Genomic DNA, 16,553 nt, shown 5'->3' with positions numbered 1-16,553 from the left:
CCCATCCTGAACGGTGCGCGCACCCCGCCGGCAGGGCCGAAGGTCGGGGCGGGTGCGGCCGAGGTCCCGGCGGCCCGCCCGAGCCGGCCGCCACCCGCAACCATCGGCGCTCCCACGGTGACGAACGACCCTAGGCCGCCCCGAGCACCCACCGGAGGCTGGAGCCATGGTGGAGAGCGCGCCCCCCTCGACGGTGGCACCCGTGACGGACCTGCCCACGACCGACCTGGTGGCCTGGTTCGGCGAGATCGGCAGGGCCGACGTCCCCCGGGTCGGCGGCAAGGGCGCCAACCTCGGCGAGCTGGCCGGTGCCGGGCTGCCGGTCCCGCCCGGCTTCGTCATCACCGCCGACGCCTACCTGCAGGCCATGCAGATCGGCGGCGTCCGCGAGGCGCTGCGCGAGAGGGTGGCGGCGGCGGACGTGGACTCGCCCGAGGACCTCGCGCGGGCGACGGCCGACCTGCGGGCGCTCGTGCACGCGGCGGGCGTGCCCGACGACCTGCGCAGGGCGGTGCTGGAGGCGTACGCCCGGCTCGGCGACGAGCCCCGGGTGGCGGTCCGGTCCTCGGCGACCGCCGAGGACTCCGCCTCGACCTCCTTCGCGGGCATGAACGAGACCTTCACCAACGTGCACGGCGGCGAGGAGCTCCTGGTCCGGGTCGTCGACTGCTGGGCCTCGCTGTGGAGCCCCCGCGTCGTCGCCTACCGGGCCGCCCAGGAGCTGGCCGAGGAGCCGGCGATCGCGGTCGTCGTCCAGGCGATGGTCGACTCCGACAGCTCCGGCGTGATGTTCACCGTGGACCCCTCGACCGGCGACCGCGACAGCATCATGGTCGAGGCGGCGTACGGCCTCGGCGAGGTGGTGGTCGGCGGGCAGGTCGAGCCCGACACCTACGTGCTCTCCAAGAACACGGGCGCCGTCGTACGCGCCCACCTGGGCACCAAGGCGGCGCGCATCGTCCGCGGACCCGACGGCCACGACCGGCGCCTCGAGGTGCCCGCCGAGGACCGGTCCCGGTGGGTTCTCGACGAGGACGTGCTGCACGGCCTCGCCGGGCTGGCCCTCGACATCGAGCGGCACTACGGGAGCCCCCAGGACGTCGAGTTCGCCCGGCAGGGCGACCGGCTCTGGATCGTCCAGTCGCGTCCGATCACCACGCTGTCGGAGGTCGCCGCCGCGGGCGCGCCGACTCCGGAGGAGGGTGCCGGTGACCTGCTGCTGAACGGGCTGGCCGCCGCTCCCGGCCTGGTGTCCGGGCCGGTGCGGATCCTGCGCAGCACCGCGGACGGCGACCGGCTGCAGGCCGGGGACGTGCTCGTCGCCAGCATGACCAGCCCAGACTGGGTGCCGATGATGCGCCGCGCCTGCGCCCTGGTGACCGACGGCGGCGGGGTCACCTGTCACGCCGCCATCGTCGGACGTGAGCTGCACCTGCCGACCGTGGTCGCGACGCGGACGGCGACGACCGTCCTGCGCGACGGCGAGATCGTGACGGTGGACGGCACCCGCGGGGTGGTCCGGGCCGGCGCCGTCACCGCTGCCCCCGCCGGCACGACGCAGGGCGTCGTGGGCGTGGCCGCCCCGGGAGCACCCGTGCGCGCCACCGAGACGACGGGGACCCTGCTCTACGCCAACCTCGCGATCGCCGAGCACGCGGAGGAGGTCGCGGCCCTGCCTGTCGACGGGGTGGGCCTGCTGCGCGCCGAGTTCATGATCACCGACGCCCTGGCCGGCGAACACCCCAAGCACCTGCTGGCCACCGGCCGGCGCGAGGAGTTCGTGCAGCGGATGGCCGACTCGGTGCTGCGGATCACCCGGGCCTTCGCCCCGCGCCCGGTCGTCTACCGGGCGGTGGACTTCCGCACCAACGAGTTCCGCGGGCTCGTGGGCGGCGAGGAGTTCGAGCCGCTCGAGGCGAACCCGATGATCGGCTACCGCGGCTGCTACCGCTACATCCGCGACCCCGAGATCTTCGCCCTCGACCTCGACGTGCTGGCGCGGGTGCGCGAGGAGACGCCGAACCTGCACCTGATGATCCCGTTCGTGCGCACCCGCTGGGAGCTCGAGGCCTGCCTGGAGGCGGTCGAGGCGCACCCGCTCGGCCGCCAGCGCGGGATGCACCGCTGGGTGATGGCCGAGGTGCCGTCGGTCGCCTACCGGATCCCGGAGTACGCCGCGATGGGCATCGACGGGGTCTCGATCGGCTCCAACGACCTGACCCAGCTGATGCTCGGCGTCGACCGGGACTCCGAGATCTGCGCCGAGCTGTTCGACGAGTCCGACGCGGCGGTGCTGGACGCGATCTCCCGGATCATCCGGGCGGCCGCCGACGCCGGCATCACCTCGTCACTGTGCGGGCAGGCGCCGTCGAACCGACCGGAGTTCGCGGAGTTCCTGGTCCGCCAGGGCATCACGTCGGTGTCGGTGAACCCCGACGCCGTCGACCGGACCCGCACGGTCATCGCGCGCGCCGAGCGCCGGATGCTGCTCGACCACGCGCGCGGATGAGCGCGCCGATGGATGTGGAATCAACCCAGGAGGTGTGGTGCCGTGGCACAGACGAACGAGACGAGCTCCTCAGGCGTGGTCTGCCCCGACTGCCATGCGCTGGTGGCTGACCTGGCCGCCCACGCGCACTGGCACTCACGGCTGGTCGCGGACCTCGCGAGGGCCGTCGAGGAGGAGATCGGCCGACGCGCCTAGGCAGCCACCGGTCCTGGCCTGGGTGCCGGGCTACCGCAGGGAGCTGCTGCGCGGCGACGTCCTCGCCGGCGTGACCGTCACGGCGTACCTCATCCCCCAGGTGATGGCGTACGCCGAGGTGGCCGGCGTCCCCGCGGCCGTGGGCCTCTCGGCCGCCGTCGGCTCGCTGCTGGCCTACCTGCTGGTCGGCAGCTCACCGCAGCTCTCGGTGGGACCCGAGTCGACGACCGCGCTGATGACGGCGGCCGCGCTCGGCTCGGTGGCGGGCCTGGCCGGCGACCGGTACGCCGAGTTCGCGGCCGCCCTCGCCCTGGTGGTGGCCGCAGTGTGCGTCATCGGGTGGGTGGGTCGCCTGTCGTTCCTCTCCGAGCTGCTGTCCCGGCCGGTCCTCGTCGGCTACATGGCCGGCATCGCGGTGATCATGGTCGCCTCCCAGCTCGGCAACTTCACCGGCATCTCGGTCGACGCGCAGGGCTTCCTGCCCGAGCTGGCCTACGTGGCACGCCACCTCGACGAGGTCGAGGGCGCCACGCTCGCCGTCGGGCTGGTGACCCTGGCCGGCATGCTCCTGCTCGGCGCGGTCCGCCCGCGCGCCCCCGTGGCCCTGCTCGGGATGCTGGCCGCGTCGGCCGCGGTGGCCCTGCTCGACCTGCAGGCGCAGGGCGTGGAGGTCATCGGATCGGTCCCCGCCGGTCTGCCGGCACCGGGCCTCCCCCACGTGTCGCTCGACGACGTGCTGTCCCTGGTGCCGGCTGCCCTCGGCGTCGCGTTCGTCGGCTACACCGACAACATCCTCACGGGTCGCGCCTTCGCCCATCGCCGCGAGCACCGGATCGACGCACGGCGGGAGCTGCTCGCCCTGGGCGCGGCGAACGTGGGCTCCGGGCTGATGCACGGGTTCCCGGTCAGCAGCAGCGGCAGCCGGACCGCGATCATCGACGCCGCGGGCGGCCGCAGCCAGCTCGCGGGGCTGGTCACCGTCGTCGCGACCGTCGTCGCCGTGCTCACCCTGCGCCCGGTGCTGGAGTCGTTCCCGACCGCCGCGCTCGGTGCGGTCGTCGTGTACGCCGCGGTCCGGCTGGTCGACCGCGCGGAGTTCAGCCGGCTGGGGCACTTCCGGCGGAGCGAGCTGCTGCTGGCCCTCGGGACCACCGCCGCCGTCCTCGTGGTCGGGGTGCTCACCGGCATCCTCGTGGCGGTCGGGCTGTCGGTCCTCGACCTGATGCGACGGGTGGCGCGGCCCCACGACGCCGTCGAGGGGTTCGTGCCCGGCATCCCCGGCATGCACGACATCGCGGACTACGCCCACGCGCATCCGGTGCCCGGGCTGATGATCTACCGCTACGACTCCCCGCTGTTCTTCGCCAACGCCGAGGACTTCCACGCCCGCGCCCTGGCTGCGGTCGCCGGCTCCCCCGACCCCGTGCGGTGGTTCGTGCTGAACACCGAGGCCATCGTGGAGGTGGACGTGACCGCCGCGGATGCGCTGGAGAAGCTGCGGCGCGAGCTCACCGGGCACGGCGTGGTCTTCGGGCTGGTGCGGCTCAAGATGGACCTGCGCGACGAGCTGGCGCCCACCGGCATCCTCGAGCGGATCGGCGAGGACCACCTGTTCCCCACGCTGCCGACCGCCGTGGCGGCGTACGAGGCGTGGTGCGAGGACCACCCGGGCGCCGGGCCCTCGTGAGGGACGGCGCCCGGCCGGTCACTCCGCGGCAGCCTCCAGCGCGTCCGTCAGCAGCGCCACCAGCGCCTCGAGCTGGACGTCGACCGAGGACGCGACGTCCTCGCCGGCGCCGTCGAGGGCGCGGGCAGCCAGCCCGGCCTTGCTGTCGATCAGCTCGGCGATCTTGGTGTCGATCGTCTGCGCCGCGATGATGCGCCAGGCCGTGACCGGCTGGTCCTGGCCGATGCGGTGCACCCGGTCGATGGCCTGGGTCTGCTCCGCGTCGGTCCAGGAGAGCTCGGCGAGCACCAGGTCGGAGGCGACCTGCAGGTTGAGGCCGACACCGGCGGCGGTCAGCGAGCAGACCACGACGCTGACCTCGGGGTCGTTGACGAACGCGTCGATGCTCTTCTGCCGCACCTTCGGGGTCTGGTCGCCGCGGATCGAGGAGTAGCGGATCCCCCGCTTGGCGAAGAGCTCCTCGGCCGCGTCCATCACGTCGACGTGCTTGGCGAAGAAGACGACCTTGCCGACGCTGCGGGCGAGCTGGGCCGCGTAGTCGGCGGCGAGCCCGGCCTTGGCCTGACCGATCCGGCGCATCATCCCGAAGACGTTCTCGCCGGTCTCGGAGGTGGTGTCCTCCCGCTCCCACGTGGCCACCCGGCGCACCAGCTCGTGGTCGATGCCCTCCACGACGCGACCGGAGGTCCGGGTCTCGAGCGCGGTCTCGTAGCGCTGGACCAGGCGACGGGCCAGCTCCCGCTCGGCCTCCCGGATCGAGCGGCCCATCTCGTCGTCGAGCTCCACCGGGAGGTCGGCGACCCGGCGGGCCGGGATGTCGGCGGCCACGTCGACCTTGCGACGCCGCACGATGCCCATGTCGACCACGCAGTTGCGGGCGACGGGGTAGAACGCCGGGTCGGCCGGCGTCAGGCCGGTGTCCTCGAGCCGGTCCATCAGCTCGCCGAGCGGCTTCTTCTCGTCGATCCAGCCGAGGAACTGCCAGATCGCCCGGAAGTCCTCGATGTCGTTGATGAGCGGGGTGCCGGTGAGGGCCATCAGCAGCGGCCGGACGGTGCGCGACCGGATCCGCTCCGAGAGCTGGAGGACGTGCTGAGAGCGCTGCGAGGACTTGTTCTTGATGAAGTGCGCCTCGTCGACGACCATCCCGCGGAACCCGTGGGTGGCGATCCAGCCGACGTGCCGGTCGAGGACCTCGTAGTTGACCACCACGATGTCGGCGAAGCCGTCGATCGTCTCGCCGTCGCCGTGGATCACGGTGGCGGTGCGGTTCGGGGTCCAGATGCCGACCTCGCGCGCCCAGTTGGTCTTGACGACGTTCGGGACGACGACGAGCAGCGGGTAGGCGTCCGCTGCCTGGGCGGCCAGCAGGGCCTGGGCGGTCTTGCCCAGGCCGGGCTCGTCGGCGAGCAGGAACGTGCGGTGGCCGGTGGCCGCGGCGGCCACGACCTGCGCCTGGTGCGGCATCAGCTCGAGGTCGCCGGGCAGCCGGACCGACGAGGGCTCGGGCAGCGTCATGCAGGACGAGGCGCCCTTGCCGGCGTACTCGAAGGACCGGAAGAGCGGGCCGAGCAGCTCCCAGGTGGCGAGGCGACGCGGACGGCTCGCGCTCTGCTGGGCGGCGGAGAAGTCGGGGACGAGGAACGGGTTGGCGAGCTGGCGCGAGATCACCGACTGGGGCACCACCCGGCGCTCGGTGCCGGGGGCCGGGGCGGCCGGCTCCTCGGGGGCTGCTTCCTCGGCGGGCGCCTCCAGCCCGGCGGCCTCGAGCATCTCGCGGCGCAGGTCCTTCGCGGAGTCGGACATGACCGCGTCCTCGGCGAGCAGCGTGAAGAGCGAGGGCTCCCTGGCCGCGGTCTTGGCGAGGATGGTGGCGACCCCGTCGAGCCGCTTGAGCTGCCCGGCCCGCTGGGTGTCGTTCACGGTCTGGTCGGCCTTGACCCGGGCGCGCTCCTCGCGCACCAGCATGGCCACGACCTGGAACTTCGTGCGCACCGAGGGCCGGATCTGCCCGCGCTCGACGGCCGTCTCGACCTCGCGCACGGCGCGCGCGAGGACCGGGATGATGCCGTCGTTGTCGACGTTGCGTCCACGACGCTGGGTGGACGCGGTGCCACGGCGAGCACCCGACTGGCGCTGGCCTCGTCGAGCCAAGAACCCTCCTCTGGAGAGCCCCGCACGGTCGTCCGCGAGCACCCGCTCACGGCCGCCCCGTCGGGGCGAACAACGGTACGTCGAGCTGGGCCCGGGCCAAGCAGCCACTGCGCGACGCGACTCGGACCCCGAGTCTGCGAGAGACGTGTGCCGGGCCGACGGCCCGCCACGAGGTGAGGTCCACGACCGTCAGACGACGGCCGGTCACGACCATGGTAGCGCGTCGGGTCAGAGGAGCCGCGAGGTGAGGCGGCACAGCGAGTTGCGCAGCCGCGCCCACCGCCCCAGAGCGGCCAGGTCGGCGAGGGTGAACTCGGAGCAGTGGGTGAGGTCCTGCTCGTACTGCGCGGCGCAGGTCCGGGAGATCTCCTCGTCGTAGAAGACCGCGACGACCTCGTCGTGCAGGATCAGGCTGCGGATGTCCCAGTTGCAGGTCCCGATGATCGTGACCTCCTCGTCGACGGTGACCGTCTTGGAGTGCAGGAACCCGGCGTCGTACATGAACACGCGCACGCCCGCCGCGAGCACGGTCGGGAAGTAAGCGTGCGCCGCGTTGAACGGCAGCTTCTTGTCCGGGTGCCCGGTCATCATCAGTCGCACGTCGACGCCGCTGGACGCGGCCACGCACATCGCGGTCAGCAGCGGCTCGTCCGGGACGAAGTACGGCGACTGGATCCACACCCGGCTGCGCGCGGTCGTCAGCCCGACCATGAACACGTCGCGGATCGTGGAGAACGGCGTGGAGACGCTCGAGTGGAGCACCTGCACGGGCACACCCAGACCGACGACGTGAGGGGCGGGCGGCTCCGGGTAGCCGGCGTACAGGTCCTCGTCGCGGCCGTTGAGCTGCCAGGTCGCGGCGAAGAGCTGGAGGTACGGCGCCACGACGGGGCCGGTCATCCGGAAGTGGGTGTCGCGCCAGACGTCGAAGCGGGGCCCGCCGTCGATGTACTCCTGGCCCATGTTCATGCCGCCGGAGTACACGACCGCCAGGTCGATGATCGCCATCTTCATGTGGTTGCGGTAGTTCAGCTGGCGGGGCTTCTTGTAGCAGGGCACGACCGTGGCGCCGGCCGCGGCGAGCGCCTTCAGCTCGCTCTTCTTGTAGGGCAGCGAGCTCAGCCAGTCGTAGAGGATGTGCACCTGCACGCCGGCTGCCAGACGGTCCATCAGGATCCCGGTCACCTCGGCGGTGAGCTCGTCCCGCTCCCAGATCAGGTACATCAGGTCGATGCGCTCGCGGGCCGTGCGCAGGTCGGCCAGCAGGTCGCGGAACTTGTCCGCGCCCGCGAAGTAGAGGCGTACCTCGTCGGCCGGCAGCGGGACGGTCCCGCCCTCGCGCCGGCCGGCGGACTCCAGGCGCTGTCCGGGCGCACCCTCGAGCGAGCGCACCGTGGCGTCGGAGAAGCCGCTCGCCGCCGTGAGCACGGGCGCGAGCTCGCGGTCGACCACGGCATGGGCGCTGCGGTCGTGCTCGGCGCGCACGCGGGTCTCGCGACGGAGGTTGCGCCCGACGAAGAAGTAGGCGACGACGCCGAGGATCGGCACCAGCAGGATCACGAACAGCCAGGCCAGCACGACGGTCGGATCGCGGTCGTCGGTCAGCAGCGCGAACACCACGCCGAGGATCGCGACCAGCACCACCACCGAGGCCAGGGTGGTGAGGACGGCGGTGATCACCTGTCGAACACTTCCGCGACAGGTCCACCGGACGCATCACCCGTTGTGGGTGAGGGCGCCCGGTCCGGACCACCCGCGAGGCGGGGCTTTCGACTCTGTCGGCCGCCCGGCGGCAGTGCTCCTCTGGCTGCAATCGGGGGCGTCCACAGGAGGAGCACATGACCACGACCGACGCACGCACCAGCTGCAGCATCGACACCCCGGACGAGACCCGTCCCTTCAAGGACCACGGACACATGGACGTGGTGACTCTCGGTGACTTCACCCTCGGCCGCGGTGTCTTCGAGCCGGGCTGGCGCTGGTCGGAGGACGTCAAGCCGATCGCCGGCACCGACAGCTGCCGGACCCGGCACACCGGGATCTGCGTCTCCGGGCGGATGACCGTGCGGTACGACGACGGCGCCGAGATGTCGGTCGGCCCCGGTGACGTCGTCGTGATCGAGCCGGGTCACGACGCCTGGACCACCAGCGACGAGGCCTGCGTCATGTACGACACCGGCGTCGCGGCGTACGCCCGACCCAGCTGATCCCCCAGCTGGTCCCCCAGCTGGTCCTTCAGCGGCCCGGCAGCACGCCCAGCAGCTCGTAGGCCACGTGGGCGGCGGCGATCCCCGTGATCTCCGCGTGGTCGTACGCCGGCGCGACCTCGACGATGTCGGCACCCACGACGCGCAGCCCGGTCAGGCCGCGCAGCATCTCGAGCAGCTGAGCGCTGCTGAGGCCACCCGCCTCGGGCGTCCCCGTGCCGGGGGCGAACGCCGGGTCGAGCACGTCGATGTCGAGGGACACGTAGACCGGCCGGTCCCCCAGCCGGTCGCGCATCCGGTCCACCAGGTCGTCGATCGGGTGCCGCACGAAGTCGCGGCAGGCCATCGCGGCGAACCCGAGCGCCTCGCTCTCGTCGAGGTCCAGCCGTCCGTAGAGCGGCCCCCGGATCCCGACGTGCAGGGAGTGGTCGAAGTCGACCAGGCCCTCCTCGGCCGCGCGGCGGAACGGCGTGCCGTGGGTGTACGGCGCGCCGAAGTAGGTGTCCCAGGTGTCGAGGTGCGCGTCGAAGTGCAGCACGGCGAGGGGGCCGTGCCGCTCGTGCTGCACCCGCAGCAGCGGCAGCGCGATCGTGTGGTCCCCGCCGAGCGTGAGCAGCGAGCGGGAGGTGCCCGACAGCTGGCGGGCGGCAGCCTCGACGGACCCGATCGCCTCGTCGATCGAGAACGGGTTGACGCCCACGTCCCCGCCGTCCGCGACCTGCGCCCGGGCGAAGGGCTCGAGGTCCTGCGCGGGGTTGTAGGGGCGCAGCAGGCGGGAGCTCTGCCGGACGTGCTGGGGCCCGAAGCGGGCGCCCGGGCGGTAGCTCACGCCGCTGTCGAACGGGACGCCCCAGACCACGGTGTCCGCGTCGTCCACGTCCGCGAGTCGCGGCAGCCGGGCGAAGGTGCCCTCGCCGGCGTAGCGGGGCACCCGGGTCGCGTCGACCGGCCCGACCGGGTCGCTCACGAGACCCGGTCCCAGCCGCGGCGGGGGCGGTGGCTGCCCAGCTGCACGTCCCGGCTTCGGTAGACGATGTAGGGCCGCGTGAGGTAGCCGAGCGGGGCGCTGAAGACGTGCACCAGCCGGGTGAAGGGCCACAGCGCGAAGAGCCCGAAGGCCACCAGCGCGTGCAGCTGGAAGCCCAGCGGGGCGTCTGCCATCAGCCCGGCGTCGGGCTGGAAGGCGAGGAACGAGCGGTACCAGACCGAGACACCCTCGCGGTAGTTGTACTCACCTCCGAGGGTCATGATCGAGCCCGCCACGGTGTTCCACATGCCGAGGACGATGACCACCGCCAGGAAGGCGTACATCACCTTGTCCATGGCCGTCGTCGCGGAGAAGACCGGGCCGACGGTGCGGCGCCGGTAGATCAGGATGGCCATGCCCACCACGGCCATCACCCCGGCGAGGAGGCCGCCCGCGACCGCGACCACGTGGTAGGCCTCGTGGCTGATGCCCACGGCGTCGGTCCACGACTGCGGCACCAGCAGGCCGATGACGTGGCCGCCCACGACGCCCAGCATCCCGAAGTGGAACAGCGGCGAGCCGAGCCGGAGCAGCCGGTCCTCGTAGAGCTGCGAGGAGCGCGTGGTCCAGCCGAACTTGTCGTAGCGGTAGCGCCAGACGTGGCCGACCACGAACGTCGTCAGGCACAGGTAGGGCACGATCACCCACAGGAAGGTGTCCATCAGCGAGCTCCTGGGAAGGACGGCATCGGCAGCGGCGTCGGACCGTCCGGCACCGCCGGGCCCGGGTCGAAGCCGGGGGTGGCGTACGGCGTGAGGCCGACCTCCTCCTCTGGCGGGCCCTCGGCCGCCAGCCGGCGGATCGCCGCGACCTCGTCGCCCACCAGCGGGGGCAGGGTGGCGGTCACCGCCTCGACGGCCCCGGCCCACCGCGAGCCCGAGTCGGCCAGCGCGATCCGGAGCAGCTCGAGCCCGGCACGGTGGTCGAGAAGCAATCGCCGGCCCTGCTCGCGGTCGACGATGGCGGCGTACTCGAGGACGACGCAGAGGTGGTCGGGGAGTTCTCCCCCGGCCTCGTCGAGGACGGCGCCGGACGCGAGGTAGGCCTGCTTGAACCGCAGCAGCGCCATCCCGCGCTTGCGGGTGTCGCCGTGCGCGAAGTAGGTCAGGAACAGGCTGTGCCGCCGACGGCTGTCGAACGTCTCGACGTAGTCCGCCTCCAGCTCCTCCAGGGGGGTCCCGCCCAGGCGTACGACGCTCGCCCGCAGCGGCTCGCCCACGTGGTCGGGGAGCTCCCGGGAGGCCCGGTGCACGAGCTCGAGCCGGTCGAGCAGCGCCCGGTCCGGGTAGTCGAGCAGCAGGGAGGCGGACTGCCAGGCGACCGTGAGCTGGTCGGGGGTGAGTCCTGGGCGGCGGCTCACCGTCCACCCTCTCCGTGCGTGGGCTCGCGGTCCGGCTCCTGCTTCGGCGGGAAGAGCCCCGGTGGAGATCCCTTGCCGTCCCAGTTCAGCAGGTTCACCCGCGCTCGCTTGTCGTCGGGCGCGGCCAGGGTGTCGGCGGTCTGGCGGTCCTGGAGCATCCGGAAGTTCTCGACCGCGAGCGGTGTCAGGCCGCCCGACCCCTCGCCGAACATCTCTGGGTTCCCGCCGCCGTACTCGCTGACCGAGCACTCGGTCGCCAGCTCCTCAAGGGAGTGGGCCTGCTCGGCGTGGGCCGGCGGGATGACGTAGCGCTCGTCGTACTTCGCGAGGGCGAGGAGCCGGTACATGTCGTACATGTGCTCCTCGCTCATGCCGACCGAGGCCGGGATCGAGGCGTCCGGCTCGCGGCCCATGTTGATGTCGCGCATGTAGGAGCGCATCGCGGCGAGCTTCTTCAGCACCCCCTCCACGGGTGCGACGTCGCCGGCCGTGAACAGCTCGGCGAGGTACTCGACGGGGATCCGCAGGGCGTCGATCGCCGCGAACAGGTTGCCCCGGTCCTCGGCGTCGTGGCCGGTCTCCCTGACCACGTCGACGACCGGCGAGAGCGGCGGAATGTACCAGACCATCGGCATGGTGCGGTACTCCGGATGGAGCGGAAGCGCCACCTCGTAGGTGTTGATCAAAGCGTGGATCGGCGAGCGCTGCGCGGCCAGCACCCAGTCGCGCGGGATGCCCGCCTCCTCGGCGGCCCGGACCACCGCAGGGTCGTTCGGGTCGAGGAAGACCTCGCGCTGGGCCTCGTAGAGGCCGTGCTCGTCGGGGGTGGCGGCGGCCGCGAGCACCTTGTCGGCGTCGTACAGGACCAGGCCGATGTAGCGCAGCCGCCCGACGCAGGTCTCCGAGCAGACCGTCGGCAGCCCGACCTCGATGCGCGGGAAGCAGAACGTGCACTTCTCGGCCTTGCCGGTGCGGTGGTTGAAGTAGACCTTCTTGTAGGGGCAGCCCGAGACGCACATCCGCCAGCCCCGGCAGCGGTCCTGGTCGACCAGCACGATGCCGTCCTCGGAGCGCTTGTAGATCGCACCACTGGGGCAGGAGGCCGCGCACGACGGGTTGAGGCAGTGCTCGCAGATGCGGGGCAGGTAGAACATGAACGTCTGCTCGAACTCGAACTTCACCTTGTCGGCGATGTTCTTCAGCATCGGGTCGTGCTGCTGCGTGGCCGCCGAGCCGCCGAGGTCGTCGTCCCAGTTCGAGGACCAGGAGATCTTCATGTCCTTGCCGGTGATCAGCGACTTCGGGCGGGCCACCGGCGTGTGCTCCTGGGCGGGGGCGTCGGTGAGCGTGGCGTAGTCGTAGGTCCAGGGCTCGTAGTAGTCCTGGATCGAGGGCAGCTTCGGGTTGGAGAAGATCGTGGCCAGCTTCTTCAGCCGGCCACCTGCCCGGAGCTTGAGCCGGCCGCGCTGGTTCAGCTCCCAGCCGCCCTTCCACTCCTCCTGGTCCTCGTACCTGCGCGGGTAGCCCTGGCCGGGCCGGGTCTCGACGTTGTTGAACCAGACGTACTCGGTGCCGGTCCGGTTGGTCCACGCCTGCTTGCAGGTGACCGAGCAGGTGTGGCAGCCGATGCACTTGTCGAGGTTCATCACCATCGCCATCTGGGCCATCACGCGCATGTCAGTACTCCACGTCCTGCGAGCGGCGACGGATGACCGTCACCTCGTCGCGCTGGTTGCCGGTCGGTCCGAGGTAGTTGAACGCGAAGGAGAGCTGGGCGTAGCCGCCGATGACGTGGCTGGGCTTGACCAGGATCCGCGTCAGCGAGTTGTGGATGCCGCCGCGCTTCCCGGACGTCTCGGCGAGGGGTACGTCGATCAGCCGGTCCTGGGCGTGGTGCATGTAAACCGTGCCCTCGGGCATCCGGTGGGAGACGATCGCCCGCGCCACGACCACGCCGTTGCGGTTGACCGCCTCGATCCAGTCGTTGTCCTCCACCCCGACCTTGGCGGCGTCCTTGTCGCTCATCCAGATCGTCTGGCCGCCCCGCGAGAGCGAGAGCATGAAGAGGTTGTCCTGGTACTCCGAGTGGATCGACCACTTGTTGTGGGGGGTCAGGTAGCGCACCGTCACCGTCCGCTCTCCCCCGGCCTCGCCCAGCGAGCCGATCGCCGGCTCGCTGAACAGCGCGCCCATGTTCAGGGGTGGCCGGTAGACCGGCAACCCCTCCCCGATCTCGCTCATCCAGTCGTGGTCGAGGTAGAAGTGCTGCCGGCCGGTGAGCGTGTGCCAGGGCTTGAGCCGCTCCACGTTGATCGTGAACGGCGAGTAGCGCCGGCCGCCGGTCTCCGAGCCCGACCACTCCGGCGAGGTGATCACCGGGACCGGTGCCGCGACGGTGTCGGCGAAGGTGATCTGCTTGCCCTCGTGCTCGGCCGCGAGGTCGTGCAGCAGGTGTCCGGTCCGCTTCTCCAGGGTCTTGAAGCCCTGCGTGGCGAGGTGCCCGTTGGTGGTGCCGGACAGCGCGAGGATCGCCTCGCAGGCGTGGACGTCGCGCACCAGCGAGGGCCGCCCGTCGGCGGGACCGCCGCGGACCGCGCCGTTCTTGTGCAGCAGGTACTCCACCGACGCGGTCACGTCGTAGGTGATGCCCTTGGTGGTGGTGCCGAGCTTCTCCATCAGCGGGCCGAGCGCCTGCATCTGGGCGCCGATCGCGGTGTAGTCGCGCTCGACCTCGACGATCTTCGGCATCGTCACGCCCGGGACCGGCTCGCACTCACCGTGCTTCCAGTCCCGCACGACGCCGTGCGGGTTGGCCATCGCGTCGGGGGTGTCGTGCAGCAGCGGCACCGCGACCACGTCCCGGCGGGTGTCCAGGCGCCCGGCGGCGAGCTCGGAGAACTTCGTGGCGATGGTCTGGAAGGCGTCCCAGTCCGTGCGCGTCTGCCAGGGCGGGGAGATCGCGGGGTTGAAGGAGTGCACGAACGGGTGCATGTCGGTGGTGTTGAGGTCGTGCTTCTCGTACCAGGTCGCGGCGGGCAGCACGACGTCGGAGAAGATCGTGGTGCTGGTCTGGCGGAAGTCGAGCGTCAGCAGCAGGTCGAGCTTCCCCTCGGGCGCGTCCTCGCGCCACTCGACCTCCTGCGGCCGCTGCCCCTCGCCGACCTCGGTGGCACGCAGCGAGTGGTCGGTCCCCAGCAGGTGCTTGAGGAAGTACTCGTTGCCCTTGCCCGAGGAGCCGATCAGGTTCGCGCGCCAGATCGCCAGCACCCGCGGGAAGTTCTCCGGAGCGTCCGGGTCCTCCGCGGCGAACCGCAGGTCGCCCGACCGCAGCCGGTCCACGACGTACTCAGCGACCGGGGTCCCCTCCGCCGCCGCCTCGTCGGCGAGGTCGAGCGGGTTGCGGTTGAACGTCGGGTACGACGGCATCCAGCCCATCCGCGCGCTCTTCGCGATGACGTCGGCGGTGCTCATCCCGGCGAACCGGCCGGTGCCGGTCTTCGCGGCGACGACGTCGGCGCCGAAGCTGTCGTAGCGGAACTGGTTGGTGTGGAGGTACCAGTACGCCGTGTGGATCATCTGCCGCGGCGGGCGCTTCCAGTCCAGACCGAAGGCGAGCTGCGCCCACCCCGTGACCGGTCGGCACTTCTCCTGGCCGACGTAGTGCGCCCAGCCGCCCCCGTTGACGCCCTGGCAGCCGGTGAGGGTGGTCAGCGCGAGGAAGCCCCGGTAGATCGTGTCGGAGTGGAACCAGTGGTTGGTGCCAGCCCCCATCAGGATCATCGAGCGGCCGCGGGACTCCTCGGCGTTCTGCGCGAACTCGCGCGCGATCCTGGCCGCGGCGGCTGCGGGCACACCGGTGATCCGCTCCTGCCAGGCGGGCGTGTACGGCGCGTCCGCGTCGTCGTACGACCTGGGCCAGCTGCCGGGCAGGCCGGGACGGCCGACGCCGTACTGCGCGAGCATCAGGTCGAAGACCGTGGTGACCAGGTGGCCGCCGACCCGGCGCACCGGGACGCCCCGCACCAGCGAGTCCGGTGCCCCGTCGGGGCTGTCGAAGCGCGGCAGCTCGACGCGCACGCTGTCGGCCGAGGTGTCGCCGAGCGTGAGCTTGGGGCGCACGCCCTCGAGGTCGAGGTTCCACCGGCCGGCGCCGGTGTCGCCGAAGCGGTGGCCGAGCGAGCCGTTCGGCACCGTCGGCTCGTCGGTCCGCTCGTCCATCACGACGGTCTTGAAGTGGGCGTTCTCGAGGTACTCGTGGCCAGGCAGGTCCGCGGCCGTGAGGAACTTGCCGGGCCGGTACGTCCTGCCTTCGGTGGTCGAGCCGGCTTCGGTGGTCGAGCCTGTCGAGACCTCGTCGAGCACCACGAGGTGGGGCAGGTCGGTGTACCGGCGCGTGTAGTCGGAGAAGTACGCCGTCTCCCGGTCGACGAAGAACTCCTTGAGCACGACGTGGCCCATCGCCATCGCCAGCGCCCCGTCGGTGCCCGGCGCGACCGCCAGCCACTCGTCGGCGAACTTGACGTTGTCGGCGTAGTCGGGCGAGACCACGACGACCTTCTGGCCGCGGTAGCGCGCCTCGGTCATCCAGTGCGCGTCGGGGGTGCGGGTGACGGGGACGTTCGACCCCCACATGACGAGGTAGCCGGCGTCCCACCAGTCACCCGACTCGGGCACGTCGGTCTGGTCGCCGAACACCTGCGGGGACGCGACCGGCAGGTCGGCGTACCAGTCGTAGAAGGAGAGCATCGAGCCGCCGAGCATCGAGGTGAACCGGGCACCCGACGCGTGGGAGACCATGGACATCGCCGGGATGGGCGAGAAGCCCGCGACCCGGTCCGGTCCCCACTTCGCGATCGTGTGCACGTAGGCGGCGGCCACCATCTCGGTGGCCTCCTCCCAGCTGGCGCGGACCAGTCCGCCCTTGCCGCGGGCGGCCTTGTAGCGCTTCGCCCGGGCGGGGCTGTCGACGACGTGGGCCCAGGCCTTCACCGGGTCACCGTCGTGCTGGGCCTTGCCCTCGCGGTACATCTGCAGCAGCACGCCCCGGACGTAGGGATACCGCACCCGCGTGGGCGAGTAGGTGTACCAGGAGAAGGCAGCGCCCCGCGGGCAGCCGCGGGGCTCGTACTCCGGCTTGTCCGGCCCGACCGACGGGTAGTCGGTCTGCTGGGTCTCCCACGTGATGATCCCGTCCTTGACGTAGACCTTCCAGGAGCAGGAGCCGGTGCAGTTCACGCCGTGGGTGGAGCGCACGACCTTGTCATGGCTCCACCGGTCCCGGTAGAAGTCGTCGGCCTGACGGCCGCCCGCCTTGGTCAGGGTGCGGAGGTCGTCGGAGACGGTCCCCCTGGTGAAGTACCGCCCGCTGCGAACCAGAGCGTCGCTCAGTCCCCCGTCCATCCCTGGCTCGTTAC

General features: G+C 71.8%; 11 protein-coding genes. 4 read left to right on the top strand and 7 right to left on the bottom strand.

Annotated features, from left to right (window positions below):
- The first annotated feature begins 202 nt into the window (after positions 1 to 202).
- From ppsA to ACZ43H_RS03305, 3 genes are read left to right on the top strand one after another with little or no spacing between them, the layout of a single operon-like run.
- The gene (gene ppsA, locus ACZ43H_RS03315; RefSeq protein ID WP_464587734.1) at positions 203 to 2,509 is read left to right on the top strand and encodes a phosphoenolpyruvate synthase; all 2,307 of its coding nucleotides are present in this window, start codon (positions 203 to 205) and stop codon (positions 2,507 to 2,509) included.
- A 42-nt stretch (positions 2,510 to 2,551) separates the two neighbouring features.
- The gene (locus tag ACZ43H_RS03310; RefSeq protein ID WP_464587733.1) at positions 2,552 to 2,704 is read left to right on the top strand and encodes a hypothetical protein; all 153 of its coding nucleotides are present in this window, start codon (positions 2,552 to 2,554) and stop codon (positions 2,702 to 2,704) included.
- Between the two features lie 22 nt (positions 2,705 to 2,726).
- Positions 2,727 to 4,391, top strand: coding sequence for a SulP family inorganic anion transporter (locus tag ACZ43H_RS03305; RefSeq protein ID WP_464587731.1), 1,665 nt, complete (start codon positions 2,727 to 2,729; stop codon positions 4,389 to 4,391).
- Positions 4,392 to 4,409: 18 nt separating this feature from the next.
- Here ACZ43H_RS03305 and ACZ43H_RS03300 read toward each other — a convergent pair whose 3' ends face one another.
- Together ACZ43H_RS03300 and cls are read right to left on the bottom strand one after the other, a co-directional pair.
- Positions 4,410 to 6,545 carry a DEAD/DEAH box helicase gene (locus tag ACZ43H_RS03300; protein WP_464587730.1) on the bottom strand — a complete coding sequence of 712 codons (2,136 nt, stop codon included), beginning with the start codon at positions 6,543 to 6,545 and terminating at the stop codon, positions 4,410 to 4,412.
- A 228-nt stretch (positions 6,546 to 6,773) separates the two neighbouring features.
- Positions 6,774 to 8,225 (bottom strand): cardiolipin synthase, encoded by a 1,452-nt coding sequence (gene cls, locus ACZ43H_RS03295; protein ID WP_464587729.1) that lies wholly within the window; start codon positions 8,223 to 8,225, stop codon positions 6,774 to 6,776.
- 158 nt (positions 8,226 to 8,383) lie between these two features.
- Between cls and ACZ43H_RS03290 the strand changes: the two genes are divergently transcribed.
- Positions 8,384 to 8,752, top strand: a complete 369-nt coding sequence (locus ACZ43H_RS03290) for a cupin domain-containing protein (protein ID WP_464587727.1) — start codon at positions 8,384 to 8,386, stop codon at positions 8,750 to 8,752.
- Between the two features lie 28 nt (positions 8,753 to 8,780).
- Here the strand turns inward: ACZ43H_RS03290 and speB are convergent, their stop codons facing one another.
- Genes speB through ACZ43H_RS03265 form a run of 5 tightly spaced genes read right to left on the bottom strand, consistent with a single transcriptional unit; the run spans position 8,781 to position 16,539 of the window.
- Positions 8,781 to 9,719, bottom strand: a complete 939-nt coding sequence (speB, locus tag ACZ43H_RS03285) for an agmatinase (RefSeq protein WP_464587726.1) — start codon at positions 9,717 to 9,719, stop codon at positions 8,781 to 8,783.
- Positions 9,716 to 10,441, bottom strand: a complete 726-nt coding sequence (gene narI / locus ACZ43H_RS03280; RefSeq protein WP_464587725.1) for a respiratory nitrate reductase subunit gamma — start codon at positions 10,439 to 10,441, stop codon at positions 9,716 to 9,718. Before narI ends, speB begins: the two co-directional genes overlap by 4 nt.
- The gene (narJ, locus tag ACZ43H_RS03275) at positions 10,441 to 11,139 is read right to left on the bottom strand and encodes a nitrate reductase molybdenum cofactor assembly chaperone (protein WP_464587723.1); all 699 of its coding nucleotides are present in this window, start codon (positions 11,137 to 11,139) and stop codon (positions 10,441 to 10,443) included. The genes narI and narJ overlap by 1 nt, the downstream gene beginning before the upstream one ends.
- A complete protein-coding gene (gene narH, locus ACZ43H_RS03270) occupies positions 11,136 to 12,815 on the bottom strand; it encodes a nitrate reductase subunit beta (protein WP_464587722.1) in 1,680 nt (559 codons plus the stop codon). Before narH ends, narJ begins: the two co-directional genes overlap by 4 nt.
- 1 nt (position 12,816) lies before the next feature.
- The gene (locus ACZ43H_RS03265; RefSeq protein ID WP_464590725.1) at positions 12,817 to 16,539 is read right to left on the bottom strand and encodes a nitrate reductase subunit alpha; all 3,723 of its coding nucleotides are present in this window, start codon (positions 16,537 to 16,539) and stop codon (positions 12,817 to 12,819) included.
- Between the last annotated feature and the right edge of the window lie 14 nt (positions 16,540 to 16,553).

The sequence above is a fragment of the Nocardioides sp. DN36 genome (assembly GCF_055380375.1).
This window is presented reverse-complemented; position numbering and strand designations above follow the sequence as displayed.

Coding starts and splice junctions, on each gene's coding strand:
- ACZ43H_RS03290 (WP_464587727.1), top strand. CDS start 8,384: ATGACCACGACCGACGCACGCACCAGCTGCAGCATCGACACCCCGGAC.
- narI (WP_464587725.1), bottom strand. CDS start 10,441: ATGGACACCTTCCTGTGGGTGATCGTGCCCTACCTGTGCCTGACGACG.
- narH (WP_464587722.1), bottom strand. CDS start 12,815: ATGCGCGTGATGGCCCAGATGGCGATGGTGATGAACCTCGACAAGTGC.
- ACZ43H_RS03265 (WP_464590725.1), bottom strand. CDS start 16,539: ATGGACGGGGGACTGAGCGACGCTCTGGTTCGCAGCGGGCGGTACTTC.